General features: G+C 65.5%; 20 protein-coding genes, 2 tRNA genes and 1 pseudogene. 12 read left to right on the top strand and 11 right to left on the bottom strand.

Annotated features, from left to right (window positions below):
* Positions 1–25: 25 nt before the first annotated feature.
* The gene (locus AC1L6K_RS20625) at positions 26–1,996 is read right to left on the bottom strand and encodes an FAD/NAD(P)-binding protein (RefSeq protein ID WP_480950676.1); all 1,971 of its coding nucleotides are present in this window, start codon (positions 1,994–1,996) and stop codon (positions 26–28) included.
* A gap of 293 nt (positions 1,997–2,289) precedes the next feature.
* Between AC1L6K_RS20625 and AC1L6K_RS20630 the strand changes: the two genes are divergently transcribed.
* The 5 genes from AC1L6K_RS20630 to AC1L6K_RS20650 all read left to right on the top strand — a co-directional run bounded on the left by AC1L6K_RS20630 (position 2,290) and on the right by AC1L6K_RS20650 (position 6,699).
* Complete coding sequence (locus AC1L6K_RS20630) at positions 2,290–4,434, top strand: prolyl oligopeptidase family serine peptidase (RefSeq protein ID WP_480950677.1); 2,145 nt, start codon at positions 2,290–2,292, stop codon at positions 4,432–4,434.
* Positions 4,435–4,593: 159 nt separating this feature from the next.
* Positions 4,594–4,681, top strand: a tRNA-Ser gene (locus AC1L6K_RS20635).
* Between the two features lie 178 nt (positions 4,682–4,859).
* Positions 4,860–5,531 (top strand): FadR/GntR family transcriptional regulator, encoded by a 672-nt coding sequence (locus tag AC1L6K_RS20640; protein ID WP_480950678.1) that lies wholly within the window; start codon positions 4,860–4,862, stop codon positions 5,529–5,531.
* Between the two features lie 68 nt (positions 5,532–5,599).
* Complete coding sequence (locus AC1L6K_RS20645; protein WP_480950679.1) at positions 5,600–5,962, top strand: PadR family transcriptional regulator; 363 nt, start codon at positions 5,600–5,602, stop codon at positions 5,960–5,962.
* Positions 5,959–6,699, top strand: coding sequence for a hypothetical protein (locus AC1L6K_RS20650; protein WP_480950680.1), 741 nt, complete (start codon positions 5,959–5,961; stop codon positions 6,697–6,699). Before AC1L6K_RS20645 ends, AC1L6K_RS20650 begins: the two co-directional genes overlap by 4 nt.
* Positions 6,700–7,307: 608 nt before the next feature.
* On the opposite strand, the gene AC1L6K_RS20655 is transcribed toward AC1L6K_RS20650, so the two are convergent.
* Genes AC1L6K_RS20655 through AC1L6K_RS20675 form a run of 5 tightly spaced genes read right to left on the bottom strand, consistent with a single transcriptional unit; the run spans position 7,308 to position 12,255 of the window.
* Complete coding sequence (locus AC1L6K_RS20655) at positions 7,308–8,210, bottom strand: amidohydrolase family protein (RefSeq protein ID WP_480950681.1); 903 nt, start codon at positions 8,208–8,210, stop codon at positions 7,308–7,310.
* Positions 8,203–9,171: an aldo/keto reductase gene (locus tag AC1L6K_RS20660; RefSeq protein ID WP_480950682.1), complete on the bottom strand. Its 969-nt coding sequence runs from the start codon at positions 9,169–9,171 to the stop codon at positions 8,203–8,205. Before AC1L6K_RS20660 ends, AC1L6K_RS20655 begins: the two co-directional genes overlap by 8 nt.
* Positions 9,168–9,482: an L-rhamnose mutarotase gene (locus AC1L6K_RS20665; protein ID WP_480950683.1), complete on the bottom strand. Its 315-nt coding sequence runs from the start codon at positions 9,480–9,482 to the stop codon at positions 9,168–9,170. The genes AC1L6K_RS20660 and AC1L6K_RS20665 overlap by 4 nt, the downstream gene beginning before the upstream one ends.
* Before the next feature lies 1 nt (position 9,483).
* The gene (locus tag AC1L6K_RS20670) at positions 9,484–10,827 is read right to left on the bottom strand and encodes an alpha-L-fucosidase (RefSeq protein ID WP_480950684.1); all 1,344 of its coding nucleotides are present in this window, start codon (positions 10,825–10,827) and stop codon (positions 9,484–9,486) included.
* Positions 10,828–10,830: 3 nt separating this feature from the next.
* On the bottom strand, positions 10,831–12,255 hold the full coding sequence (locus tag AC1L6K_RS20675; RefSeq protein ID WP_480950685.1) for an L-fuconate dehydratase: 1,425 nt from the start codon (positions 12,253–12,255) through the stop codon (positions 10,831–10,833).
* Positions 12,256–12,458: 203 nt separating this feature from the next.
* Between AC1L6K_RS20675 and AC1L6K_RS20680 the strand changes: the two genes are divergently transcribed.
* Positions 12,459–13,343, top strand: a complete 885-nt coding sequence (locus tag AC1L6K_RS20680) for a fumarylacetoacetate hydrolase family protein (RefSeq protein WP_480950686.1) — start codon at positions 12,459–12,461, stop codon at positions 13,341–13,343.
* On the top strand, positions 13,344–14,099 hold the full coding sequence (locus tag AC1L6K_RS20685) for an SDR family NAD(P)-dependent oxidoreductase (protein WP_480950687.1): 756 nt from the start codon (positions 13,344–13,346) through the stop codon (positions 14,097–14,099).
* Between the two features lie 100 nt (positions 14,100–14,199).
* On the opposite strand, the gene AC1L6K_RS20690 is transcribed toward AC1L6K_RS20685, so the two are convergent.
* Positions 14,200–16,425 (bottom strand): RecQ family ATP-dependent DNA helicase, encoded by a 2,226-nt coding sequence (locus AC1L6K_RS20690; RefSeq protein ID WP_480950688.1) that lies wholly within the window; start codon positions 16,423–16,425, stop codon positions 14,200–14,202.
* Between the two features lie 116 nt (positions 16,426–16,541).
* Here AC1L6K_RS20690 and AC1L6K_RS20695 point away from each other — a divergent pair, with 116 nt between their 5' ends.
* From AC1L6K_RS20695 to AC1L6K_RS20710, 4 genes are all read left to right on the top strand, one after another.
* Positions 16,542–17,966, top strand: a complete 1,425-nt coding sequence (locus AC1L6K_RS20695) for a phosphomannomutase/phosphoglucomutase (protein WP_480950689.1) — start codon at positions 16,542–16,544, stop codon at positions 17,964–17,966.
* A gap of 77 nt (positions 17,967–18,043) precedes the next feature.
* Complete coding sequence (locus AC1L6K_RS20700) at positions 18,044–18,571, top strand: hypothetical protein (protein WP_480950690.1); 528 nt, start codon at positions 18,044–18,046, stop codon at positions 18,569–18,571.
* A 3-nt stretch (positions 18,572–18,574) separates the two neighbouring features.
* Entirely contained in the window at positions 18,575–19,024 is a 450-nt protein-coding gene (locus AC1L6K_RS20705; protein ID WP_480950691.1) for an RrF2 family transcriptional regulator, read from the top strand.
* Between the two features lie 109 nt (positions 19,025–19,133).
* Positions 19,134–20,306 (top strand): globin domain-containing protein, encoded by a 1,173-nt coding sequence (locus AC1L6K_RS20710; RefSeq protein WP_480950692.1) that lies wholly within the window; start codon positions 19,134–19,136, stop codon positions 20,304–20,306.
* A 165-nt stretch (positions 20,307–20,471) separates the two neighbouring features.
* Here the strand turns inward: AC1L6K_RS20710 and AC1L6K_RS20715 are convergent, their stop codons facing one another.
* Positions 20,472–22,301 carry a phosphoenolpyruvate carboxykinase (GTP) gene (locus tag AC1L6K_RS20715; protein WP_480950693.1) on the bottom strand — a complete coding sequence of 610 codons (1,830 nt, stop codon included), beginning with the start codon at positions 22,299–22,301 and terminating at the stop codon, positions 20,472–20,474.
* Positions 22,302–22,580: 279 nt separating this feature from the next.
* On the opposite strand from AC1L6K_RS20715, the gene AC1L6K_RS20720 reads away from it, so the two are divergent.
* Positions 22,581–22,653: transfer RNA gene (locus AC1L6K_RS20720), tRNA-Arg, on the top strand.
* 329 nt (positions 22,654–22,982) lie between these two features.
* On the opposite strand, the gene AC1L6K_RS20725 is transcribed toward AC1L6K_RS20720, so the two are convergent.
* The 3 genes and pseudogenes from AC1L6K_RS20725 to AC1L6K_RS20735 all read right to left on the bottom strand — a co-directional run bounded on the left by AC1L6K_RS20725 (position 22,983) and on the right by AC1L6K_RS20735 (position 25,303).
* Positions 22,983–23,750 (bottom strand): lipase family protein, encoded by a 768-nt coding sequence (locus tag AC1L6K_RS20725; protein ID WP_480950694.1) that lies wholly within the window; start codon positions 23,748–23,750, stop codon positions 22,983–22,985.
* 23 nt (positions 23,751–23,773) lie between these two features.
* Positions 23,774–24,511: pseudogene (locus AC1L6K_RS20730) on the bottom strand (alpha/beta fold hydrolase).
* A gap of 39 nt (positions 24,512–24,550) precedes the next feature.
* Positions 24,551–25,303, bottom strand: coding sequence for a FadR/GntR family transcriptional regulator (locus AC1L6K_RS20735; RefSeq protein ID WP_480950695.1), 753 nt, complete (start codon positions 25,301–25,303; stop codon positions 24,551–24,553).
* Positions 25,304–25,517: the final 214 nt, after the last annotated feature.

The raw sequence follows: 25,517 nt of genomic DNA on the forward strand, positions 1-25,517 counted from the left end.
TAGGGTGCGCCGTCGTTTGGGGACGTTACTCCAGGATGTCGGCCGCGATCGCGTCGGCGTCAAGAATCGTGCGGTAGCCGCTGCGGTACTTGGCGGAAGCTTCGGACGCGATGGCGGTGCCCCACTGCACCGAGGACAGCTGCAGGCCCAAAACATACAGGCCATCGACGGGAACGCCGGTGCCGTCCAGGGGCCGGTACGGCGGCGCCGACACGTCCATTCCGCTGGTCGCAACGGGTTCGCCGTCGGACGCCAGCATCATGCGGGGACGGGCCAGCCCGTCGGCCAACAGGTTCCGGAGCAGCCTCGAACCGCTGTGCTGCACGCGGTTTGCCGGGGCCAGCGCCTCAACCAGGTGCCGTGCCACCCACGGGGCATTGGCCACCCACGGCGAACTGACGGTGAACAGCCCGTCGTGGATGCGAAAGAGCGGGTCGGGGCCGGCGAAGTGGACGACCCCGGCACGCACCAGCGCCGCCAACTGCTCCGCGCGCAGCGCCGGCGGACCGCTTGCCAGCCCCTCAACGAAGCCTTCAAACCAGCCGCGCAGCTCCCCCAGCCACGAGGTCTCCGTGATGCCGCGGTCGGCCACGAGCGACTTGATAATCGCGCGGCCGGCGTTCAGCGCCCCAATGGCCATCTTCACGGGATCGTCCTCACCGCGGGCCGAACCGGCAGCATCGGCCGAGAGGTACTCCAAAACTGCTGCATCCATCTGGGCGTGCGAGGTGAAGCGGTGGGTGGTGCCGGCGCTGCGCGGATGCCTCGACAACGGCCGGGCCAGTCCCAACAGGTCCAGGATGAACTCGGCCTGGACGTGGGTGCCCAACAGCTCCTTCAGCCGCTGCACCCACCCGGAGTCGCCGCCGTCGAGCCCGGAATGCAGCAGCGCATCCAGCTCAGGCAACAGCTCGGGCGTGACGGTTTCGGGGCGGGTCCGGGCCAGCGTGGTGTAGTAGGCCCAGAGCGTGTCGCGGTGCAGCAGCGGCCAGATGTCGTGGTCAAACCCGGCCGTCGCGCCCAGCGCCCGGATCGCGGCAACGGCGTCCTCGCCGAGGAAACGCAAGGTGACGCCGGCCGGGTAGTAGCTGGCCAGCTCCGCCTTCGCCCGGTACGGCGTGCCGCGGCGCGACGCCCCGACGATGACGGGCTCCAGCCCCGACGGCACGTAGCGCAGGGCTTCCCCGGCAGGGCGGCCCGTGGGCTCAAACGTCCCCCCGCGGCCCTCCGTCAGCTGGCCCAGGACGTCAAAAAAGTTCAGGCCCATGCCCCGCACCAGTACCGTTTCACCGGCAGGCAGCTGCGACCAGTCCACATCGTTGGGCACCGCCGGCGGCAAATATGTGAGCCCGTGGGTGCGGGCGTCGTCGCGCAGTTCACGCTGGGCCGGGCTGAGCTTCGACTCCACATGCCCCAGGGCCAGCACCACCTGATCGGCGCGCAGGCTGGTCCCGTCCAGGAGCACGACGGCGAACCCGCCTTTCACGTGGTCCCGCGCCACCCGCTTGGCTTCAGCGGGATGGACGGTGAGGGTGACGCCGTCGGGCATGGCCTGCACGAGCTGCGCAAAGCACCAGCTGAGGTAGCGTCCGTACAGGGCACGGCTGGGGAAATTCGTGGCACCCAGCGTGGCCAGCTCGGTTTTGTCGCCGTCGCTGAGTTGGTTCCAGGGCAGCGTTTGTTGGGCTGCGCGCCACTCGTTGAAGCTGCAGCCGGCCAGCGGCGGGGCCTGGACGCCCTGGTCCGGGATCAGCGTGGGAAAAAAGCTGGGCGTGTTCATCAGGTACAGGCGCGACTGCTCCGTGCGCCACACGTGTCCGGCAGCGGGCGGAAACGGGTCAACGAGCTGGATGTGCAACTTTTTCGTTGTGGGGGTGCCTGCGGCATTCTCGGTCTGGCTCTTCGCGTGGTTCTTCGCGTGGTGGGCAAGCAGGCGTTCCATGACGGAAGTCCCGCGGGGCCCCGCCCCCACAATGACAACACTCTGCACGTCCATAGATTCCACCCCTTGAGCTTAACTGATGGCACGGCTTCCGCTCCGCGCTGTGGCGGGGTCCCGGCGTCGTGCGTGGGGGCTGCCGGCGGGGCGCATGGCAGGTGCAGGCGGTGCATGGCAACAGGGCGCAGCTGCGTACGCCCCTGCACTGTTCTGCGCAGTGCTGGAAGCTGGCGTTGCGCATGACAGTGTTATGCGGCACCCCAGCGTCCAGCACTGCGCAGATTGGGACATCGACGGCCGGAGCGGGTGATTGGCACGCGGCGCCCAGACCGGTTGCCTAGGATGGTGCCATGACCCAAGCCCCCGCACCCGTGACCATCGCCGAACAACCCGCGGACGAATTCCTGTGGCTGGAGGACATCCACGGCGACGACGCCATGGCGTGGGTCCGCGAGCGCAACGCCCGCACCGATGCCGCGCTGGTGAACCCCGCCTACTCGGACCTTGAGGAGTCGGTGCTGCAGGTGCTGGACTCGGCCGACAGGATTCCCATGGTGTCCAAGCGCGGCAGCTGGTATTACAATTTTTGGCGCGACGAGGCGAACCCGCGCGGGCTCTGGCGGCGCACCACATGGGACAGCTACCTCAGCCCCTCCCCCAGCTGGGACGTCCTCCTTGACGTTGACGCCCTGTGCGCATCGTCGGGCGAGGACTGGTATTGGGCCGGTGCGTCGGTCCTGCGCCCCGCCCCGGGCGAGGACTACCGGCACGCCATGCTCGCGCTCTCCCCCGACGGCGGCGACGCCGTCAGCTACCGCGAGTTTGACCTTGCCACGCTCAGTTTCGTGGCCGGCGGCTTTGAACTTCCGACGGCGAAGACCCGGCTCAGCTGGGTGGATGCGGACACGCTGTACGTGGGAACGGACACCGGCGCCGGTTCCATGACGGCATCCTCCTACCCCGCGGCCACACGCATCCTGCGCCGCGGCGAGTCGCTGGCGGACCTCGCCGCGAAGGAGCCGCTGTTCTCCGTCCCGCTGGACCACCTCGCCGGCGGGGTGTCCCACAGCAGCACCCCTGGCTTTGAACGCGACGTGGCCTACGACGCGCTCGACTTCTTCAACAGCCGCAGCTTCCTGCGCGTGGACGGGGAGTGGGTGCACATCGACGTGCCCGACGACATGAGCGTGTCCCTGCACCACGAATGGCTGCTGCTGCGCCCGCGAACCGACTGGACAGTTGCCGGAGCTGTCCACGCGTCGGGCAGCCTGCTGGCCATTGGGCTGGACGCGTTCATGGCCGGCAGCCGGGAGGTGCGCACCATCTTTGCCCCCACGGCGGCACAGTCACTGCAGTCCTGGAGCTGGACCCGGGACTTCCTGCTCCTGAACCTCCTGGCCGACGTGTCCTCCAAGATTCTGGTGCTGGATCCCGCGGCGGACTGGGCTGCGTCGGAACTTGACGCGTGCCCACCCCTGCACTCGGTCGACGCCTTCGCCGTCGACGGAGAGGACACCGACCCCGGCAATCCCAACGCGGGCAACGACTACTGGCTCGTGGCCACCGGATTCCTCACCCCCTCCACGCTGTACCGCGGCACACTGGCCGGGCCCGGCGGCACTGGCGGTGCCTCGGCCGCACCCACAGCCGGCGAGGCCGCGGCGCTGGTGCGGGAGGCGCCGTCGTTCTTCAATGCGGGAAACTACAGCGTGGAGCAGCACTTTGCCGTCTCCGCCGACGGCACGCGCGTGCCGTACTTCCAGGTCGGGCCCAAGGGCCTGGTGCTCGACGGCGGCAACCCCACCCTGCTGAGCGGGTACGGCGGATTCGAGGTGTCGCGCACGCCGGCGTACAGCGGGGCCGTGGGACGCAGCTGGTTGGAGCGCGGCGGCGTGTTTGTGGTGGCGAACATCCGCGGCGGCGGCGAATACGGGCCAAGCTGGCACACGGCCGCGCTGCAGGAAAACCGGCACCGGGCGTACGACGACTTTGCCGCGGTGGCCCGCGACCTGTCCGCGCGGAAGGTGGCATCGCCGTCGCGCCTGGGCTGTGCGGGCGGCAGCAACGGCGGCCTGCTGGTGGGCAATATGCTCACGCACTATCCGGAGCTGTTTGGGGCGGTGTCGTGCGGGGTGCCGCTGCTTGACATGCGCCGCTACACGAAGCTGTCCGCCGGGGCCTCCTGGATTGCCGAATATGGCGATCCTGATGTTCCGGAGCAGTGGGAATTCATCAAGACGTTTTCGCCGTACCACCTGCTGCGCAGCGATGTTGAATATCCGGCCACGTTCATCTGGACGGCCACCTCCGATGACCGGGTGGGGCCCGTGCAGGCGCGGAAGATGGCAGCACGCATGGAATCGATGGGGATTCCGGTGTGGTTTCACGAGGCGCTCGAGGGCGGGCACGCCGGGGCCGGAAACAACGTGCAGGCGGCGCGGCTGCACACGGCGTCGCACGAATTCCTGTGGCGGGCGCTGAACGGGCAACTGTAGGCGGGAGCTCATGGGACATTCACTCCGGACGGGGAAGCCAGCCTTCGCTGCACCGGGGACGGGGCCCAATGCCGCATCGGTGCCCTCGTTTTGCTTTGTGGGGCCTCTACTGGGTAAAGTTTGGGATGCTGGTTAGGGGCTTCTACCTTAGCCAGTGCTGGAGACGTGCCAGAGCGGCCGAATGGGCTTCACTGCTAATGAAGTGTGGGGCACAACTCCACCGGGAGTTCAAATCTCCCCGTCTCCGCAGAGAAAATGCACCCTTTGATGTTTCATCGAAGGGTGCATTTTTGCGTGCGCCTGCCAATCCGGGTTACGCGGAGCCCGGTTTAGCGAGGGTTAGGGGTTAGCGGGCAAGATCGGTCAAGACCGGCAGGCAGGCGGGGCAGGCGGCCGGACAAACATCAGACCATTAGAATTGCCTTATGGCTGTAACCGACGAAGCAATCACGAAAATCAAGGACATGCTCATTTCCGGCGAGCTTTCTGCCGGGGACCGGCTGCCGCCGGAGAAGGAACTCAGCGAGAAGCTGGGCCTCTCCCGCAGCTCGCTGCGCGAGGCCGTCAAGGCCCTGGAAATCATCCGGGTCCTGGATGTGCGGCGCGGTGACGGAACCTACGTGACAAGCCTTGAGCCCAAGCTTCTCACCGAGGCGATGTCATTCATTGTCGACCTCCACCAGGACGAAACCATCCTGGACATCTTTGAAGTCCGCCGCATCTTGGAACCCGCCGCCGCCGCCATGGCTGCCGGGCGCATTACACCGGAACAAACCGCCGCCCTGCGCGCCACCATGGACAACATCGACGAGTCCACGAGCGTGGAGCAGCTCGTGGAACACGACCTCGTTTTCCACCAACTCATCACGGCCGCCGCAGACAACGCCTACCTGGCCAGCGTCCTTGACTCGCTGTCCAGCCGCACCGTCCGGGCCCGCATCTGGCGCGGCCTCACGCAGGAAAGGGCAGTGGACAGGACACTGTCCGAGCACGCCGCCATCGTCGACGCCCTGGAGCGCGGCGACGCCGAACTGGCCAGGGCACTGCTGACGGTCCACATCAGCGGCGTGGAGCATTGGCTCCGGCAGGCCCTCTAAACCGGCAGTTCCAACTGCTTTCGCCCAACGAGTTTGCCACACTAACTAGTTAGACATACGATCTAGTTATGAGTTCATCACCGGAAGAACCGTGGCCTGGCGATTGGAACCGCGCCTCACTGGGCCTCTGCGCACTGCAAGCCTTATCGGACGGCCCCACCTACGGCTACGCCATCATCACCGCGTTGGAGCTGGCCGGCCTGGGCACATTCAAGGGCGGCACCCTCTACCCCTTGCTGACTCGTTTCGAAGCGGCCGGCTGGGTCGACGTTGAATGGCGCGCCGGCGAAAGTGGTCCCGGCAGAAAATACTTCTCCCTCACTACTGCCGGACTCACCGAGCTGGACCACCAGCGCCTTCAATGGCACAGCTTCACCACCAGTACGACGGCGTTTCTCGCCGCCGCACCCGATCGAGGAGTTTTGCAATGACCAAGCAAGCAACGACGAATACGGCCTCCCACAAGAAGTGGTTCGATGAGCTGACTATGGAGCTTCGTCTCAAGGATTTCTCCGGCAAGTCCATTGGCGACACGCTGGCAACCGTTGAGGAGTTTCTGGCCGATTCCGGCCAGTCCCCGGAGGAGGCATTTGGCACGCCGCGGGAGTACGCGGCCGAACTGAGCGACGGTGCCTACAAGCCCATCAAAAAGGACATGAAGTCGACCGTCTCCCTGAGCACCGCCAACCTGGTAGTTTTCCTCGTGTTTTCGGCAGCCCTGTCTCCGTGGCTCGAAAGTGCTCGGCTGCTGTTGGGCGGCTGGCAGCTAGCAGGCATGGCCTTCCTTGCAGCCCTTGTGCTCGCCCTGCCGCTGTACTTGTCGTTTCTGCTCCGGCACTTCTGGGCGCTGATTGCCGCGCCTGTTGTGGGCGGGGCAGCAGGGGTGCTGTCGGCAATGCTGACACCAAAGGTTGCCGGCGATGCGTTCCTGAGCCTTCCGCCCGGTCCGGTCCTGGTCATCAGCGCCGGCTTGATGGTCGCCCTGTCACTGGCCGGCACAGTCACGGCCCTGAGCGAGGCGCCGGACCCGGTGGTTGGCCCTCTGGAAACCGCCCCGCCCATGTCGGCGAAGGACCGATGGCTCGAGATCATCACCCGATGGCTGTTTCCGATCTTCGCGCTCGTATTGCTCGGCATCAGCGCCCTGTTCCACGCCGTCGGGCATTAAAGCCAAGTAGCCCGCAGTCGTTGCAGGAAATTCATCGGAATCCGCCTTCCACTGCCGCTGTTGTGATTGCTCCATGGGTGGCTTCACCGTCACGACTTCAGGCCCTCGCCCTAATAGGGGTTTGTTTGGCGAACCATTGCCCAGGAACTGGCCCCCCGTCCCCGTTTTTCTTTCGCAGGGTGCTGGAAACTCGTGCCGGCGGGTGTGTGCTGCCCCGAGAATGGCCCTGGGCCGCATGGTGCGGCACCCCGTTTTGCCGAGAATGGCCCGGAGCCGCGAAATGCCACCAAGTTTGCGCCCTTCTCGCGGGTCCGACCCATTCTCGGCGAAACAGGTGCAGACCCATGCGGGTTTGCCCCCTTCTCGGCGCACATTTCCACCTCAACCCTGGCGGATCCGCCGCGATCGAGGGAGCTGGCATGACACGCAACGTCGGGCAGGCCAGAATGTCACGCCCGGCGTCCCTGCCGAAGACAAATCAGACGTCAGTGGCTTGAGACCTGACAGCCGGGATGGTGGGGACCGGCTAAACCACCCGCGGAACAACCACCAGAGCAAAATCCGCTGCTTTACCGCCACAACTACAGACCGGCTGGACCTAACGCCTGTTAGTGGTCGTAGACCCTCCGGGCAGTCCCGGCCCAGATGGCGTGGGCATCCGCCGGGTTCAGTTCGTCAATGAGTGTGGCCGCCACATCGAGCGTGCGCTGGTAACTGCCGCCAAGCAGGCTCACCGGCCAGTCACCGCCATACATGAGCCGTTGCGGACCAAAGGCGTCCAACGCAATGTCCCAGACCTGGCCCAGGGCCTGCGCGGAAAACTCAGCGCCGTTGCAATGCAGCCCCGACAGCTTGGCCACCGTGTTGGGATGGGCGGCGACGGCCCGCAGCTGCCGCTCCCATGCCACCATCCGGGCGGATGTTCCGCCGCGCGGGGGCTTGCCCAAGTGGTCCACGACTATTGTCAGCTCCGGGAGCTCCTCGGCCAGCCTTGCCACCTGGCCCAGATCCCGGGGAAACGCGTCCGGCACATCAAAGGGCAGTCCCGCCTGTGCCACCAGGGCCAGTGACTCGCGCACGGCTGGAAGTGCCAGGACATCGGCGCGCGGGTCGTCGTGGATCAAGGTGCGGACGCCGCACAATGCCGGCTGGCCGCCCCAGGCTGCCAACAAGGTGGCAACGGCGGCAGGGTCTTCCAACGGCAGCCAGCCCACCACCCCCACGATCCAGTCATGGTCGGCGGCTGCCGACAGCATTGCCTCGGTGTCAGCCGCGGTGTCATCGGCCTGTACAAGAATTGCCTGGCCAACACCCGCGCCGAGGAGGGCTTCCTGCGCCTGCCCGGCTGTGAAGGAGCTGTTCAGGATCCCGTGCCCGGGGGTCAGCCAGGAATACTGCCCGGGCGCCAGCTTCCACAAATGGAGGTGCGAGTCGACGCGGTCCGCGGACGTGCCCAAGGTGCCGCCGGCAGCGGAAGCCGCCCGTCCGGCGTCGTCCGCGGGCTCAGGCATTGACGAGGTCCGCATCCAGCAGGCCGCGGGCAACGAGCGCCGCCCACAGTTCCGGGGGGATGGCGGCCGTCATGCGCGCAGCCGTCTGAACAATCTGCTGGGGCTTGGAGGCGCCCACCACCACGTTCACCACGGCCGGGTGGGCGACGGCAAACTGCAAGGCAGCCGCCGGCAGTTCCACGCCAAAGTCGTCGCAGCAGGCGGCAAGGGCCTTGGCGCGGGCCAGGATGTTGGCCGGAGCCGGCGCGTAGTTGTAGTTCGCGTCATCGGGCACCACAGGACGGGCCAGCAGTCCCGAGTTGTAGACGCCGACGTTGACAATGCCAACCCCGCGGTCAAGGCACAACGGCATGAGATCCGCGGCTGCGGGCTGTTCCAGCAGCGAGTAGCGCCCGGCCAGCATGATCACGTCGAGGTCTGCTGCGAGCACGCAGTCACGGAGCGCGTCGGCCGAGTTGGCGCCAACACCGATGGCCGTGACCAGGCCCTCGGTGCGCAGCTTCTCCAGGGCGGGCAGCGCCTGGCTGATGCCTGCCTCGAGGTCGTATGCGTCCGGGTCGTGCAAATACGCAATGTCAATCCGGTCCAGGCCGGTGCGTGCCAGGGAGTCCTCGATGCTGCGGCGGATGCCGGCCTCGGAGGGATCCCAGCGGCGCACCACGTCGGCCGGGACGTCAAAGCCCTGCGTGTCCCGGGCCCGGGCGGGGTTGTCCACGGGTTCCAGGATGCGCCCCACCTTCGTGGAGATGACAAATTCGTCCCGCGGCTTCGTGGCCAGGAAGGCGCCCACCCGGCGTTCGGACAAACCGAGACCGTAGTGCGGGGCGGTGTCAAAGTAGCGCAGGCCCGCGTCCCAGCCGGCCGCGATGGTGGCGGCAGCAACGTCGTCGCTCATGGCCTTGTAAAGGTTGCCGATGCCTGCGCCGCCAAAGCCCAGGCGGCCCAATTCCGGTATTGTCACGGCAGCTCCCACACTTTCGCCAGACCCATGTCATCGCCCGAGTAGTCGTCTGCAACGCCCAACAGCCCGCTCATGACGGCCTGCCACTCAATGTTGACAGGGTTCAACGCCAATTCCTTGCGCATGGCCTGGTAATCGGCCACCTCCACGACGTGGAAAAGGTCCCGCCCGCTGCGCCAAATGTTCCAGCCGGTGACGCCGGCGCCGCGCAGGGCTGCGTCCAGCTCGTCGCTGATGCGGGCGTGGACCCTGTCGTATTCGGCTTCCCTGCCGGGTTTGAGCCGCGTGTGAAGGGCAATCTTTTGGGTCATGTCAGTCCCGTTCGGCCGTGGGCTGCGTGTTCAGAAAAAGTTCGACGACGGGCACGCCCACCTTGGGCCGTTGGACCGGCAGCTTCAGCGTCAGCGTCCCGGGAGCCTGGCCGGCAGGGGTCATGTGCCCGGCGGCCTGGTCCGGGTCAAGAACCAGCATGGAGACTTCGGAGGCGTCGTTGAGCAACTGGGCGTAGCGCACCTTTCCGGCCAGGCCGGGCAGGTGGATGAACTGGAACGGCCACGCGAAGAGGTGCAGGTAGAGGCGGTCGCCGCGCAGGGTGTAGCGGGCATCCACCGGGGCCTCCAGGGCCGAGGCCCCGGCGCCGTAAATGGAACGGCCGTGCAGGCGCAGCCATTCGCCGATGCCGTCAAGCGCCTCATAGGCGCGGGGATCGATGTTGCCGCGGGCTGTGGGGCCCACGTTCAGCAGCAGGTTGCCGCCCTTGGAGACGCCGTCAATGAGCATCCGGACGAGCTGTTCGGCCGACTTGTAGTCCAGGTTGTCCCGGTCGTAGCCCCAGCTGCCGTTCAGGGTCTGGCAGGCTTCCCACGGAACTTCCTTCCCGCCGCTGAGCATGGCCCCGGCGGGCTGGTACTGCTCCGGGGTCAGAAAGTCGCCGGGCACGTCGAGCCTGTCGTTCACAATGATCCCGGGCTGCAGCTCCCGGATCATCTTCATCAGCTCAACGGAACCCCAATCGTCGGCGCCCTTGCCGCGGAACTTGGGCTCGCCGTCGTCCGTCTTGGTGGACATCTCCGGGTAGGAGAAGTCAAAGAAGAGGTAGTCGATCTGGCCGTAATTGGTGAGCAGCTCGCGGACCTGTCCGTGCAGGTACTCCCGGTACGCGGCGCCGGTGCGGGCCTTGTTGAGCTCGCGCCACGCCGGGTTGTGGCGCTCCGGATGGACGGCGTCGATGGCGAAATCGGGGTGGTGCCAGTCGATGACGGAGTGGTAGAAGCCGACCTTCAGGCCGGCCTCCCGCAGCGCCGCAACATACGGGGCGAGCAAGTCCCGCCCGCACGGAGTGTTGGTCGACTTGTACTCCGTGAGGGCGGAATCCCACAGCACGAACCCTTCGTGGTGCTTGGTGGTCAGCACCACGTACTTCATGCCGGCATTCCTGGCCGCTGCGGCCCACTCGCGCGGGTCGTAGAGGTCCGGGTCAAAGTGTTCGAAGTACTTGTGGTAATCCTGCACAGCAATTTCTTCGTGGTTCATGACCCATTCATGCCGGGCGGCCAGGGAATACAGCCCCCAGTGCACAAACATGCCAAGCCGGTCCTCGGTGAACCAAGGGGCGTGCGGGATGACAACCTGCGCGGGGGCGCCCTGGTGCGGCATGGACTAGACCAGTTCCTTTTCGGCTGCGGCGGATGCTGCGTTCGCGGCGGCGGATGCTGCGTTCGCGGCGGCGGATGCTGCGTTCGCGGCGGCGGATGCTGCGGCTGCGTCCGTTGCTGCGTCGGCGGCGTCGGCGACCCAGAAGGCACCGTCGGGGAACGTGTACTCGGCAACCGAGGCTGCGTGCATTTCGCTGCCGCCGCCGGGGGTTGTGGGCGGCCAGTAACAGCCGTCATGGACGTCGATGGGAGCGGTGAAGTGCTCGTGCAGGTGGTCCACGAATTCGATCATGCGGTCATCTTTTTTGCCCGAGACTGCCACAAAATCAAACATTGACAGGTGCTGGACGGCTTCGCACAGGCCCACCCCGCCGGCGTGGGGGCAAACCCTGACGCCGAATTTTGCGGCCAGCAGGAGGATGGCGACGTTTTCGTTCACGCCGGCCACGCGGGCGGCGTCTATCTGCAGCACCTGGAGTGCGTCGGCCTGCAGCATCTGCTTGAAAACGACACGGTTCTGCACGTGTTCCCCGGTGGCCACCGGGATGGGTGCAACGCCGCGGGCGATGGCCGCATGGCCCAAAATGTCGTCGGGGCTGGTGGGTTCCTCAATCCAGGCGATGTCGAACGGCGCCAGCTCCTTCATCCACTCGATGGCCTCCGCAACGTCCCAGCGCTGGTTGGCGTCCACAGCAATCTTGATGTCGGGCCCGACGGCGGCGCGTGCGGTGCGCAGCCGGCGCACGTCATCGCCGACGTCCGCCCCCACCTTGAGCTTGATCTGCTTGAAGCCGGCGGCCACCGCCTCTTTGGCCAGCCGGGTCAGCTTTTCATCCGAGTAGCCCAACCAGCCGGGTGTGGTGGTGTAGCCGGGGTAGCCCTCGGCCAACAGTGTGGCGGTGCGCTCTTCGCGGCCGGCCGCTGCGTTGCGCAGGATCTCCAGTGCCTCATCGCGTGTCATGGCGTCGGTGAGGTAGCGGAAGTCAACCAGGTTGACCAGTTCCTCGGGGCTCATCCGGGCCAGCAGCTGCCACAGCGGCAGGCCTGCACGCTTGGATTTGAGGTCCCACAGCGCGTTGACTACGGCGCCGATGGCCATGTGCATGACACCCTTTTCCGGGCCGAGCCAGCGCAATTGGGAATCGTGCGCCAGTTCCTTCCAGGTGGCGCCCATGTCATCGAGCAGTCCCTCGGCACTGCGGCCCAGCAGGTACGGGGTAAGTGCCTTGATGGCGGCTGCTTCAACGTCGTTGCCGCGGCCAATGGTGAACACGAATCCATGTCCCTCATGGCCGTCGTCGCTGTCCGTCACAATCCGCAGGTATGCGGCCGAATAGTCGGGATCCGGATTCATGGCATCCGAGCCATCCAGCTCACGGGACGTAGGAAACCGTACGTCGCTGGTCTCCACGGCGATGATTGTGCTCACGGGCTGCTCCTGAGAAGAGGTAAAAATGCTGAAAAGTTAACCCAAGCTAAACATCCGATGTTTTGCATGTCAATATGGGACATAGTACGAAAATCACCGCATAGTGTGGGTAAAGTAAGCCTAAAGCTCAGATGTTACGCTCCGGCAAGGGGCCGCCAACAAGAATAACCGCCCAGTTTGCGGTTGTAGAGGACATGAACTCCATGAAGATTGCACGCCTTGGCGGGCAGGGCCGGGAAATTCCCGTGGTCATTGCCGCCGACTCCGACGGAACCGAGCAACATTACGACGCACGCCCGGTGACCAACACCATCGACGGCGCATTCCTGGCCAGCGGCGGCGTGGCCGCCCTGCGCACTGCGCTGGAAAATGGGACCCTGCCGGTGCTGGAAAACGCCGCTGCCCTGCGCATCGGCTCCCCCATCGCCCGGCCCAACAATGTCATCTGCATTGGCATGAACTATGCCGCCCACGCAGCCGAATCCGGCGCACTGCCACCGACGATTCCGGTGGTTTTCCTGAAGCCCAACAACACCGTTGCCGGCCCCTTTGACGCTGCACCGATCCCGCCGCTGGCCTCCAAGTACGACTGGGAGGTGGAGCTGGGCGTCGTCATCGGCAGCGAAGTCAGCTACCTCTCAACCCTTGAAGAAGCAGCCGACGCTGTGGCCGGCTACGTCATCGCCAACGACCTCTCCGAGCGCGAATACCAGATCCCCGGCGCCGCGGGCCAGTGGACCAAGGGCAAATCCCTGCCGAAGTCCACGCCGCTGGGCCCGTGGTTCGTGCCGGCGGCCGAGCTGGACGCGAACAGCCTGCAGCTTAAAAGTTGGGTCAACGGCGAACCCCGGCAGGACTCCAACACGGCAGACTTGATCTTTGACGTGCCCGCCGTCATCCACCACCTGAGCCAGTACATGGTGCTGGAACCGGGCGATGTGGTCCTGACGGGCACACCCGAAGGCGTCGCCCTCTCGGGCCGCTTCCCCTACATCCAGGACGGCGACGTCGTCGAACTTGAAATCAACGGACTTGGCCGCCAGCGCCAGGAATTCTTCCGCGCCGGCACCACCCGCCAGGAGGCATGAATGAGCCAGGAACTTGCCACTCTCACAGCAGTTGTCACCGGCGGCGCATCAGGGATCGGTGCCGCGATTGCCGTAAAGCTCCAGGCCATGGGCGCCCGGGTCGCCGTCCTTGACCTGAACCCCGCCGAACTCCCCGAGGGCCAGCTGGGCTTTGCCTGCGACGTGTCCGACGACGTCGCCGTCACCGCAGCGATCAACGGCACCGTGGCGGCGTTCGGCGGTGTGGACATTGTTGTCAACAATGCGGGCATTGGTGCCATCGGCTCCGTGGAAGACAACGACGACGCCGAATGGGCCCGCGTCTGGAACATCAACGTCGTCGGCATTGTCCGGGTCTCCCGCGCCGCACTGCCCCACCTGCGCGAGTCCGCCAGTGCCGCGATTGTGAACATCTGCTCCATTGCAGCCACCGCCGGCCTGCCCCAGCGCGCCTTGTACTCTGCCACCAAGGGCGCGGTCCTGTCACTGACCCAGGCCATGGCCGCCGACCACCTGCGTGAAGGCGTCCGCGTCAACTGCGTCAATCCCGGCACGGCCGACACCCCCTGGGTTGGCAGGCTGCTCTCGCAGGCCGACGATCCCGCCGCCGAACGGGCAGCACTGAACGCCCGCCAGCCGCACGGGCGCCTGGTCACGGCCGACGAGGTTGCCGGCGCCGTGGCCTACCTGGCCAGCCCTCTTTCGGGCTCCACGTCGGGCACCTCGATAGCTGTCGACGGGGGCATGCAGGCACTGCGCCTGCGCCCCGCCGGATAACTCCCAGCAACACAAAGTGGCCCGCAGTTGTGGTCGCAAAACACCGCAAAATCGCGGTTTTTGCGACCACAACTGCGGGCCACTTCCTGGAATGGGGACGTCAGCCGGCCTGCGCCAGCACCAGCGGCATGACCTGGTCCGCGCCGGCCTGGCGCAGCGCACGTCCGGCCACAGTGAGGCTCCACCGGCTGTCCACCAGGTCGTCCAACAGCAGGACCGGGCCGCCGGGATGGGCTGCGAGCGCCGCCTGAAGTTCGGGCCCGACCGAGAAGCGTTCCCAGACACCTGCCAGCCGGTAGGCGCTGTTGCCGCCGCGGGTCCCCGTGGGCCCGCCAAATTCCAGGGACAGCCCGCCCAGGTAAGGCAGCCTGCCAATCTCACTGATGGCCTGGGCAAAGGACTGCAGCAGCAGGGGCTTGCTGCGTGACGGCATCGACACCACGGCAACGGGCCGTCCCGAGCCTGCCCACCCTGACTGGCCCCATTCGCGCAGCACCCCCACGACGGCCTGGGCCATGGCCGGGTCAAGGGGGGCGTCGGGCGCCCCGGCGGCAAACATTGCCCGCAGGGCGTTGCCCCAGCCCAGGTCGGTGAGCCTGGCGAGAATCCGGCCCGTTGACAGCAATTCGCCGGCCTTGAGCTTGCCCTTCACGGGCACGCCAAGCTTGTCCATGCCTGTGGGCCACATGGCGCGCGGGTCAAGCGGCAGCCCCGCGTGGCGCAGGGCATCCCCCGCCGCGTCGGAGGCACTGGCCATGACGTCGGCACTGAACCAGCGCCCGGTGCAGTTGTCGCAACGACCGCAGGGAGCCGCCGTGTCGTCGTCGAGCGCGGCCGCCAGGTATTCCATCCGGCAGCCCGACATGCGCTCGTACTCAACCATCGACTGCTGCTCGTCCACCCGGGCCTGGGCAATCCTGCGGTAGCGTTCCTCGTCGTATGCCCACGGCTGGCCGGTGGATTCCCAGCCGCCGGAGACGCGCTGCACCGCCCCGTCCACGGCCAGGACCTTCAGCAGGAGCTCCAACGGGGTCCGGCGCAGGTCAACCCGGGCTTCGAGGGCGGGGGTCGACATGGCCTTGGGCGATTCCCCCAGTGCCTCGAGCACAGCCATGGCCTTGTCCTGGGCCGGCATGGACGCGGTGGCAAAGTACCGCCAAATCTCGGCATCCTCGCTGCCCGGCAACAGCAGCACATCGGCGTTGGCGCTGCCACGGCCCGCACGGCCCACCTGCTGGTAGTAGGCAACCGGGGACGACGGCGCCCCCAAGTGGACAACGAAGCCCAGGTCGGGCTTGTCGAACCCCATGCCCAGGGCACTGGTGGCAACCAGCGCCTTCACGTGGTTGTTCTTGAGCGCCTCCTCCAAGGCCTCGCGGTCCATGGTGTCGGTGCGTCCCGTGTACGCCTTCACCACGTGCCCGGCCTCCGCCAGCAGCCGGGCGGTGTCCTCGGCTGCCGACACCGTCAGCGTGTAGATGATGCCGCTGCCCGGCAGTTCGGCCAGATGGGTGAGGAGCCAGCCAAGCCTGTCGCGGGAGTCGGCCAGCCGCAGCACGCCGAGCCGCAGGGACTTGCGGGCCAGGGGGCCGCGAATCGTGAACACGCCGGTCCCGAGCTGTTCCTCGATGTCGGCAACCACCCGCGAGTTGGCTGTGGCGGTGGTGGCCAGGACCGGGACGGTGGCCGGCAGCTGGGCGATCAAGTCCGCTATCCGGCGGTAGTCGGGGCGGAAGTCGTGGCCCCAGTCGGATATGCAGTGGGCCTCGTCAATCACCAACAGCCCGGTGCGCTGGATCAAGGTGGGCAGCTGGTTCTCCCGGAATGCCGGGTTTGTCAGCCTTTCCGGGGACACCAGCAGCACGTCAACCTCGTCAGCGGCAAGTGCGGCAGCGACCTCGCCCCAATCCGTGGCGTTGGCGGAGTTGATGGCCATGGCCCGCACCCCTGCCCGTTCGGCGGCAGCCACCTGGTCCCGCATCAAGGCCAGCAGCGGGGAAACAATCAAGGTGGGGCCGGCGCCGCGGGCGCGCAGCAGCAGCGAGGCGACAAAGTACACGGCCGACTTGCCCCAACCGGTGCGTTGAACCACCAGTGCCCGGCGGTTGGAGTCAACCAGGGCCTCAATGGCTTCAAACTGGCCGTCGTGAAAAACGGCATCCTGCCTGCCCACCAGTGCCCGCAGCACCTCAAGCGCCTGCGCCCGGGTGCCGGATCGGGTGTCGGCGGCACTGGCAGCAAAGCCCGTCTCCGTTGGGAAGCCCTGGTCGGCAGAATAGTTGGACAGATCGGCCGCGGAAGTGCCGGGTGCTGGTTGCATCGTCATCCTCCCAGTATTACAGCGCACACCGACAAGCTGCCCCACCCCCGGTCAAGTTGTGGATAACCGCACATTTCGGCCACCAAAGGCAGCCGTTTGCCCTCCAGCGCTAGGATGGTTGGGTGACTACTGAAGATAATTCGCCGGTTGACCTGTCCGACTCATTCAAGGCCTACGACGTTCGCGGGATTGTGGGCAAGACCATCACCACCGCCTCGGTCCGGGCCGTGGGCGCCGCCTTTGTCGACGTACTTGGGCTGGATGGAAAAACGGTCCTGGTGGGCGGCGACATGCGCCCCTCCTCCCCCGATTTTTGCCGGGCCTTTGCCGAAGGTGCCGCCGGGCGCGGCGCCACGGTGAAGCTGCTGGGCTTGATTTCCACCGACGAACTGTATTTTGCCTCCGGCGTGCTCAATGCCGCGGGCGTGGTGTTCACGGCCAGCCACAACCCTGCCGAATACAACGGCATGAAGATGACACGGGCAGGTGCCGTACCGGTCTCCTCCGAAACAGGCATGTACGAGATTCGCGACCTGGCCCAGTCCTACCTGGCCGACGGCATTCCCGCGGCAGCCCCCGGCGGCACGATGGGCGGCATTGGCGAGGCCGACGTCCTGAAGGAATACTCCCTGTACCTGCGCAAGCTCGTCGACCTTTCCGGGTCCCGGCCGCTGAAGATTGTCGTTGACGCCGGAAACGGCATGGCCGGCATGACAACCCCCGCCGTGCTTGGCGACGCGCTGCTGCCCGGCCTGCCCTTTGAGATCGTGCCCCTGTATTTTGAGCTTGACGGCACCTTCCCCAACCACCCCGCCAACCCGCTGGAACCGGCCAACCTGGTGGACCTGCAGGCTGCTGTCCTCAAGCACCGCGCCGACATTGGCCTGGCGTTCGACGGCGACGCCGACCGCTGCTTTGTCATTGACGAGCTCGGCCTGCCGCTCTCGCCGTCGGCCGTGACGGGACTGGTGGCCCGCCGGGAGATCGCCCGCGCGCAGAAGGCAGGCGAGGAGCACCCCACAGTCATCCACAACCTGATCACCTCCCGGGCGGTGCCCGAACTGATCAGCCGCGACGGCGGGCGGGCGGTGCGCACACGCGTCGGCCACTCCTTCATCAAGGCCACCATGGCAGCCGAGGGCGCTGTGTTCGGCGGGGAGCACTCGGCCCACTACTACTTCCGTGACTTTTTCAACGCCGACACCGGCATGCTGGCGGCCATGCACGTCCTGGCCGCCCTGGGCGAGCAGGACGGCCCGCTCTCCGAACTGGGCCGCGAATACGAGCCCTACGTCTCCAGCGGTGAGATCAACTCGCAACTTGCCGACGTCCCGGCCGCCGTGGCCAGGGTCCGTGCCACCTACACGACCGACGACGTCATCGTCGATGAACTTGACGGCCTGACGTTCACAGCCAAGGACGGCGCCTGGTGGTTCAACCTGCGAGCCTCCAACACCGAGCCGTTCCTGCGCTTGAATGCCGAAGCCGTTGACTCCGTCACGATGGCCGACATCCGCGACGCCGTCCTTGACATCGTGCGCATGTAGCACCCGCTGCCCCATCCATGGCGCCCGCAGCACCGGCGCAACGACACCAACCAACTCTTCTTTGTTAGGACGAACCGATGGACCAGAACACCCCTGAGCAGATCAGCGCCGAGCAGGCCGGCCAGCCCGCCGATGGCCAGCAGGCCGGCACCGAGCCGGAAAGCACCGGGCAGGCCGCGGCCGACGCGCTGGTCCAGGACGACCTGAACAAGCTCATCGGCACGGCTCTGGGCGTGGCCGGGGAGCAATTGGAAGCCCACGGGGCCTTCCTGCCGGTCGGGCTGGTGCTCACGCACGACGGCGAACTCAGCCTGGTTGCCGTCGCCCCCAACACTGTGGAAGGCGAGGTGGAAGCCGAACTCGATGCCGACCAGATGATCGCGGACCTGTTCGAAGCGCTGGGGCAACAGCGCGAACAAAACCGGGCTGCCGCCGTCGTCTGTGACATTCACCTGCCCGACGACGTCACCGACGCCATCCATGTCATGGCCGAACACAGCACCGGTGTGTGCGTTTCGGCCGTCCGGCCCTACCGCCAGGAGCCCACCGGCTGGGAGTTTGGCAATCCTTTCCTCGAAGCCGGCGAGATGGCGATCTGGGTCTGAGCCATGCGCATTAACTCATTCTCGGACGTGAGCCTGCGTCTTTTGATGGTGTTGAGTGCAATGCCCGACGACGAACTTCCCACCACCCGGACGCTGGCCGATCTGGTGGGCACCCCGTACAACCACGTCGCCAAGGCTGTGCTCAGGTTGCGCCAGATGGGGTTGGTGGAGGCCATCCGTGGCCGCAGCGGGGGCGTGCGCATCTCCCCCGCAGGCAGGGCTGCCACCGTCGGCCGCGTGCTGCGCGTGCTCGACGACCACAGCGACGTGGCCGACTGCAAAACCGCCACGGGCGAATGTCCCCTAGTGCACGACTGCGGACTGCGCGGGGCGTTGAACCATGCGCGTGAGGCCTTCTACGCCTCGCTGGACAATGTGACGATCCAGGCGCTGGCCATAAAACCCGCCGACGGTCCCGTTCCTGTGACGTTGCACACAGCGCGCCCGGGCTGAACCGCGCCAATCCGGGCATTTTCTACGTCACGTAGAAATAGCTGTTTTAAACTCGTATATCAGATGCTACTTTGGGATTGTCACCATGACTTTTAACCAAGGAGTAAAGATGCTTTCGGAAAAATCGCGCCCCCTCATCGTTGCCACGCTGCCGCTTGTGGGCTCGCGACTCGGTGCCATCACCCCGAACTTCTACGGCCGGATGTTTGCCGCACGCCCCGAGCTCCTGGACGGCTTGTTCAGCCGCGCCAACCAAAACAACGGTGAGCAGCAGAAGGCCCTGGCCGGCTCCATTGCCGGTTTCGCGTCGGCCCTCATTGCCAATCCCGACCTGGTCCCCGAAACCATGCTCAGCCGCATCGCCCACAAGCACACGTCACTGGGCATCACCGAGGACCAGTACGAGATCGTCTACAAATACCTTTTCGAGGCCATCGCCGAAGAACTCGCGGACGTCATCACCGCCGAGATCGCCGAGGCCTGGACCGAGGTCTACTGGCTCATGGCCAACGCCCTGGTCAAGATTGAAAAGGGCCTCTACGCCATTCAGGCCAACGACAAAATATGGATGCCCTGGACAGTGGTGGAAAAGAACCAGGCCGGCACCGACGCCGTCACCTTTGTCCTTGCCCCTGCCGATGACACCCCCGTCACCATCGCCCGGCCCGGCCAGTTTGTGAGCGTCCGGGTCGCCCTTCCCGACGGCCTGCTCCAGTGCCGCCAGTATTCACTCTCGGCCGACGCCGGCTCCACCACCAGGCGCGTGTTCACCACCAAGCGCGACGACGGCGGTGAGGTCTCGCCCGTGCTGCACAACAATGTCAAGGTTGGGGACGTCGTCGAACTTTCCAATCCCTACGGCGACGTGACGCTCGACGGCGAGGGGCCGGTGGTGTTTGCCACGGCAGGCATCGGCTGCACCCCCTCCGCGTCGGCCCTGCGCTCGCTTGCCGCCACCGGCGCCGACCGTGAAGTGCTGGTGCTGCACGCCGAGAAGAACCTGGCAGCCTGGGCCCTGCGCGAGCAGATGACGAGCGATGTGGACGCCATTGACGGCGCCCGCCTGCAGCTGTGGCTGGAGGAGCCAACCGCGGGCTTCAACAAGGGCTTCATGTCACTTGAGGGAGTTGAGCTGCCAAGCAACGCCTCCATGTACGTGTGCGGGCCGCTGCCCTTCATGAAGGCCATCCGCAACCAGGCCATCGACGCCGGCATCCCGTCAACGAAGATCCACTACGAGGTCTTCGGCCCCGATCTGTGGCTCGCCGGCGCTGCAAGCTAAGCGCCTTCCACACCGCCCGGCGCCGGAGTTCCCTCGCGGGCAGTAAGATTCCCTCGGTCGCTGAGCGACCTCAGAAATCCATCCCCGCTCCGGAAACTCCGGCGCCAACGCCAAAGGGACCCAGGTTCGACCGTTGCGGTCAACCCTGAGTCCCTTTTCGTCTGCTTAGGCTGCGAAGCGCTGCTTCAGGCTGGCCAGTTCGGCAGCCATTTCAGCCGGCAGGGAGTCGCCGAAGCGGGCGTACCACTCCTCTATGCCCTTGAGCTCGGCTTCCCATTCCGCCGGGACAACCTTGAGTGCATCGACCACGTCCGACGGCGCAACGTCCAGTCCGTCCAGGTCCAGGGAACCGGGGGCCGGGACAAACCCGATGGGGGTTTCGACGGCGTCGGCAGTGCCTTCGATGCGTTCAATGGCCCACTTGAGCACCCGGCTGTTTTCGCCAAAGCCGGGCCAGGCGAAGCCGCCGGTCGCCGTGCGGCGGAACCAGTTCACGAGGAAGATCTTCGGCAGCCTGTCCTGGTTGGCCTTGGCCGAGAGCGCGATCCAGTGCTTGAGGTAGTCCCCGGCGTCGTAGCCGATGAACGGCAGCATGGCCATGGGGTCGCGGCGCACCACGCCTACGGCACCGGTGGCGGCGGCCGTCGTTTCCGAGGACAGCGTCGAGCCCATGAAGATGCCGTGGGTCCAGTCCCGGGCCTGGGTGACCAGGGGGATTGTGGTCTTGCGGCGTCCGCCGAAGAAGATGGCATTGATCTCCACTCCCTCCGGCGAGAAGTAGTCGCTGGAGAGCATGTCGACCTGGTCGATGGGTGTGGCGAAGCGCGAGTTCGGGTGGGCTGCCGGCCGGCCGGCCTCCGGAGTCCAGTCCTGTCCCTGCCAATCCGTCAGGTGTGCGGGCACTTCGGTGGTCATGCCCTCCCACCAGACACCGCCTTCGTCGGTCAAGGCAACGTTGGTGAAGATTGAGTTGCCCTTGACGATGGCAGCCATGGCGTTCGGGTTGGTGGCCCAGCCGGTGCCGGGAGCCACACCAAAGAGGCCGGCTTCGGGGTTCACGGCACGCAGCTCGCCTTCCTTGCCAAAGCGCATCCAGTTGATGTCGTCGCCCAGGGTCTCGGCCTTCCAGCCTGGAATTGTCGGTTGGAGCAGGGCCAGGTTGGTCTTGCCGCAGGCGGAGGGGAAGGCCGCTGCCACGTGGTAGCTCTTGTTCTCCGGGCTGGTGAGCTTGAGGATGAGCATGTGCTCGGCCAGCCAGCCCTCGTCGCGTGCCATGACGGACGCAATCCGCAGTGCGAAGCACTTCTTGCCCAGCAGCGCATTGCCGCCGTAGCCGGAACCGAAGGAGAAAATGGCGCGCTCTTCGGGGAAGTGCACAATCCACTTCTCCTCATTGCAGGGCCAGGCCACGTCTGCCTCGCCCGGCGCCAGGGGGGCACCGACCGAGTGGAGCGCCGGCACGAAGAAGGCGTTGGTCTCCTCAATCTTGCGCAGAACGTCGCTGCCGATGTTTGCCATGATGCGCATCGAGGCCACTACGTAGGCCGAGTCCGTGATTTCCACACCGAATTTGGGGTCCTCGGCATCGAGGGATCCCATGACGAACGGGATGACGTACATGGTGCGGCCGCGCATGCTGCCCGCAAATTTTTCGTCCAGAATCGCCTTCATGGCGGCCGGGTCCATCCAATTGTTGGTGAAGCCGGCGTCGCTCTCCTTTTCCGAACAGATGAAGGTTCTGCCTTCGACCCGGGCCACGTCCTTGGGATCCGAGAATGCTGCGAAGGAATTGGGGAAGAGCTCCGGGTTGAGGCGGGTCAGGGTTCCCTCGTTCACCAGGTGGTCCGTCAACAGGGCATATTCCTGCGCAGACCCGTCAACCCAGCGGATGTGCTCCGGCAAGGTCAGAGCGGCCACCTCGGAAACCCAGGCGGCAAGGGCCCCATGGGTTGTCATTGCCTGCTCAACGGATTCCTGCACTGGCGCTTGGCCCATTGTGTTTCCCTTCATTGGGTGGGTAGGTGATGTCTAAATGCTATGGCCCGGCCTTCCCACTTTCCGGGCAAGGGATATGGGATGTACCCACTTCAGGCACGATTAAATCGCCGTATTCTCGCGGTTTCCAAATTTTGTTACCGTCAACATTTGTGAGCCACATCACGTAGACCGGTACAGTGTTAGAAGACACCGCTGTTTCGATTTGTGCCCGGGAGGCAATCAGGTTAGAGTTATTCACGGCCCGAGGGTCAACAAAGAAACAAAGAAACTGAATATGCGTGCGTAGCTCAATGGATAGAGCACCTGACTACGGATCAGGAGGTTGGGGGTTCGAGTCCCTTCGCGCGCACTCCAAGAAAAAGTCCCAAACATTGCGTTGGGACTTTTTCGTTTTAAGAACCACCCTGCCCGCAAACGGCGGAAGATGCGCGACGGCGGCACCACCCGTGTCTGTGATGAGCCCGGTGGTGCCCCTGACCGGCCACGCCACGATCCATGCCCCCGCGATCCGGCTGAGCTGGATGCACAGGATTGCCTCATGCCCGAGCAGAAACGTTCCACGTGCATTCCCAAGGATGGAGAGGGGAGAGCACAACAGTTGACGGATTGTTCCCGCTCGCATCGATGCTGCTGCGTCGATATTTCGTCTGAGTGTGGGCGCTCACGTCCCGCCACACCTCAATGCACCAGATCCGCCACGGCATGCGCGACGGCGGCCAGTACAGCCTCGTCCCGGAGCGTGCGGAAGTGCCCGGAGACAGGCAACTCGATATTCACCGCCCCGGGCAGCGCGCTGCCGCCGGGGATGTGCGGGTCGAACTCAGGATAGATGGAGACCACCTTGTGATTCAGTGCCTTCTGTCCCTGCAGTGAAACCAGCACGGCGTCGGCCGGGGAGAAGTCGCGCAGCGTCCGGGGAAGCAGGTATCGGGCGTAGGGGGAACCGGAGAACGGGGCCGCCACGGCCACCATCCCCAGCACCTCCACAGGTCGATCACCTTCAGCGGCACCGGTCCCGGGGCGGGCCCGCGCTGGGAGCCGCCCTTCGCCGTCGTGCTTCAACAACTCCGCATCCAGCATCACGTGCTTGCCGATCAACCCGCCCTTGCTGTGCGCCAGCAGGATGAACGCGGACACGTCGTGGGCCGCGGCGAGTTGCGCGAGTGCCGCTGTCACCAGCGCCGCGGATTCAGGCACTGTGCGGCGGTTGGTGCCGAGCCCGGGAACGGTGAACACCTTGAAACCGGCGGCATTGAGGCGGGTGGCTGCGGGCTCCAGGAACAGCCACGTCTCGTAGACGCCGGGCAGCAGGACCACGGCAGGCAGCTCGGGGTCGCCGACGGAATAACGGGCCGGACTCTCGCGGCGAAGGACTGACAGCAGCTGCCGCCAGCCCGCGTACACGTAATCGCGCAGCCACCAGCCGAGCCGCCCCAGGGGCTTCATTCAACGGCCACCGGCGGCGACGTTCACGGGGCACCCACGTGGGCGAGAATATATTCGGCGACGCAGACGCCGTCCTTGACCATGGTTTCGTGTCGGCGGCCGTCAACTTCGACCATCGTCGCGTCCGGAATCAACGCCGTCACTTCCTCCACCCAACTTTGCGGGCAGACGTGGTCCCGGCTGCCCCTGATCACGAGGGTGTGCGCGAGGACCTTGGGCAGTGTTTCTTCAACGGTGTGGTCCATCATGCTGTGCAACTTCTTGATAAACCACCGTGGACCGGTCTTGGCATAGTTGCGCATGCCCAGGACCAGCACTGTGCGGCTTTCGCCCAAAAGATCCTGGACCATGCGCAGGGCCTGCCTGCCTATGGTGCGCTCGTGCCGGTTCACCGTGGGAGCGACCAGCACCACCTCGGGAAAGAGATCCGGGCGCTGCGCAGCCGCCTCGGCCACGACCTGGGTGCCCATGGAATGGCCCACCAGGACCGGTCAGCCGAGTCCTTCAAGTTCCACAAAATCAATGAGCACTGCGCCCATTTGGGCCATCGAAAGTCCGTGTTCGGGCTCGGGGGCATCGCCAAAGCCGGGCAAATCCAAGGCCACGACACGGCCGTGGTCTTCGAGTGCCGTGCTCAGCTGGGCGAAATAGGACATCCCCATGCCAATGCCGTGCACCAGGAGAAAGGTCCGCTCAGAAACCTTGTCGGTGTCGGTCGTGACAAGGACGTGGGTCCCCACCAAAACCCTGCGCACGCTCATCCGTCGCCGCCTGGCTGCGCGGCGCGCCCGCTGAAACCGCTAAGACTGGATGCTGTGAGGATGATCTGACTCAACAAAAAGCTTGATCTTGGCGCGAATGCCGGCAAAGTGGGAGTTCAGCAGCTCGGCGGCCTTTGCGCCGTCCTGGGCGGCAACGGCCTCGTAGATGCTTCTGTGTTCGGAGGCCGTGTGAAGCAAATCGGTGCCGCCGGTGCCAACCTGTACGTGGATCTTGCGATAGACCTTCCAGAACACGCTCATGAGGTTCATGAGGAGGTCGTTGCCGAGGGGTTCAAAGAGCAGGCGGTGGAACTCCGCATCGGCTTCGGCAAAGGGCTCTCCACGGGCGGCCAGGTCCTCCATCTTGGCCACTGCCGCCTCGATGCCCGCCAGGTGGTCCTTGGTGACGACGGCAATGCTGGACCCGATGAGCCCGGACTCCAGGGCTTCGCGGATGTCAACCAGCTGCAGGGCTTCGAGGCCTTCATGCCGCAGTGAGAGCCGGCCGCGGAATGTCAGCCCGTCTGCCAGGGCGTCAAAGTTGCTGGGTGCAACAAACATGCCAAATCCGTGCCGGATTTCAATGACTCCCAGAGCCTGCAGGACCTTCAACGACTCGCGAAGCGTGTTGCGGCCAACGCCGAGGACCTCGCACAGCTCGCTTTCGGTGGGCATGGGATCACCCGCATCCAGGTCCCGCTCGAGGATGAGTTCCATAATGTCTGCCTGCAATGCGCGAAGCCGCGCCTGGGCACTGAACCGGGCCTTCGGCGCTACCGTTGAGATGGACAACAAAACTCCTCAGAAAATGTGTGTCGCATGATGCGGGCGTTTCTCACTTTAATGGCGATATTACGGGCAATCCTTCCCCCGCGATAGCATCAGCCCCCGTGCCCGCCCCGTTGCGACCCTCGGGCCATGCCGAAAACTACACGCGGGATGATCTAAGACATAGAATATCGGATGTCCGACCACTTGCATATAGCCGGCGTTCCACCTCCCCCTC

The sequence above is a fragment of the Specibacter sp. BI4 genome (genome assembly GCF_056680095.1).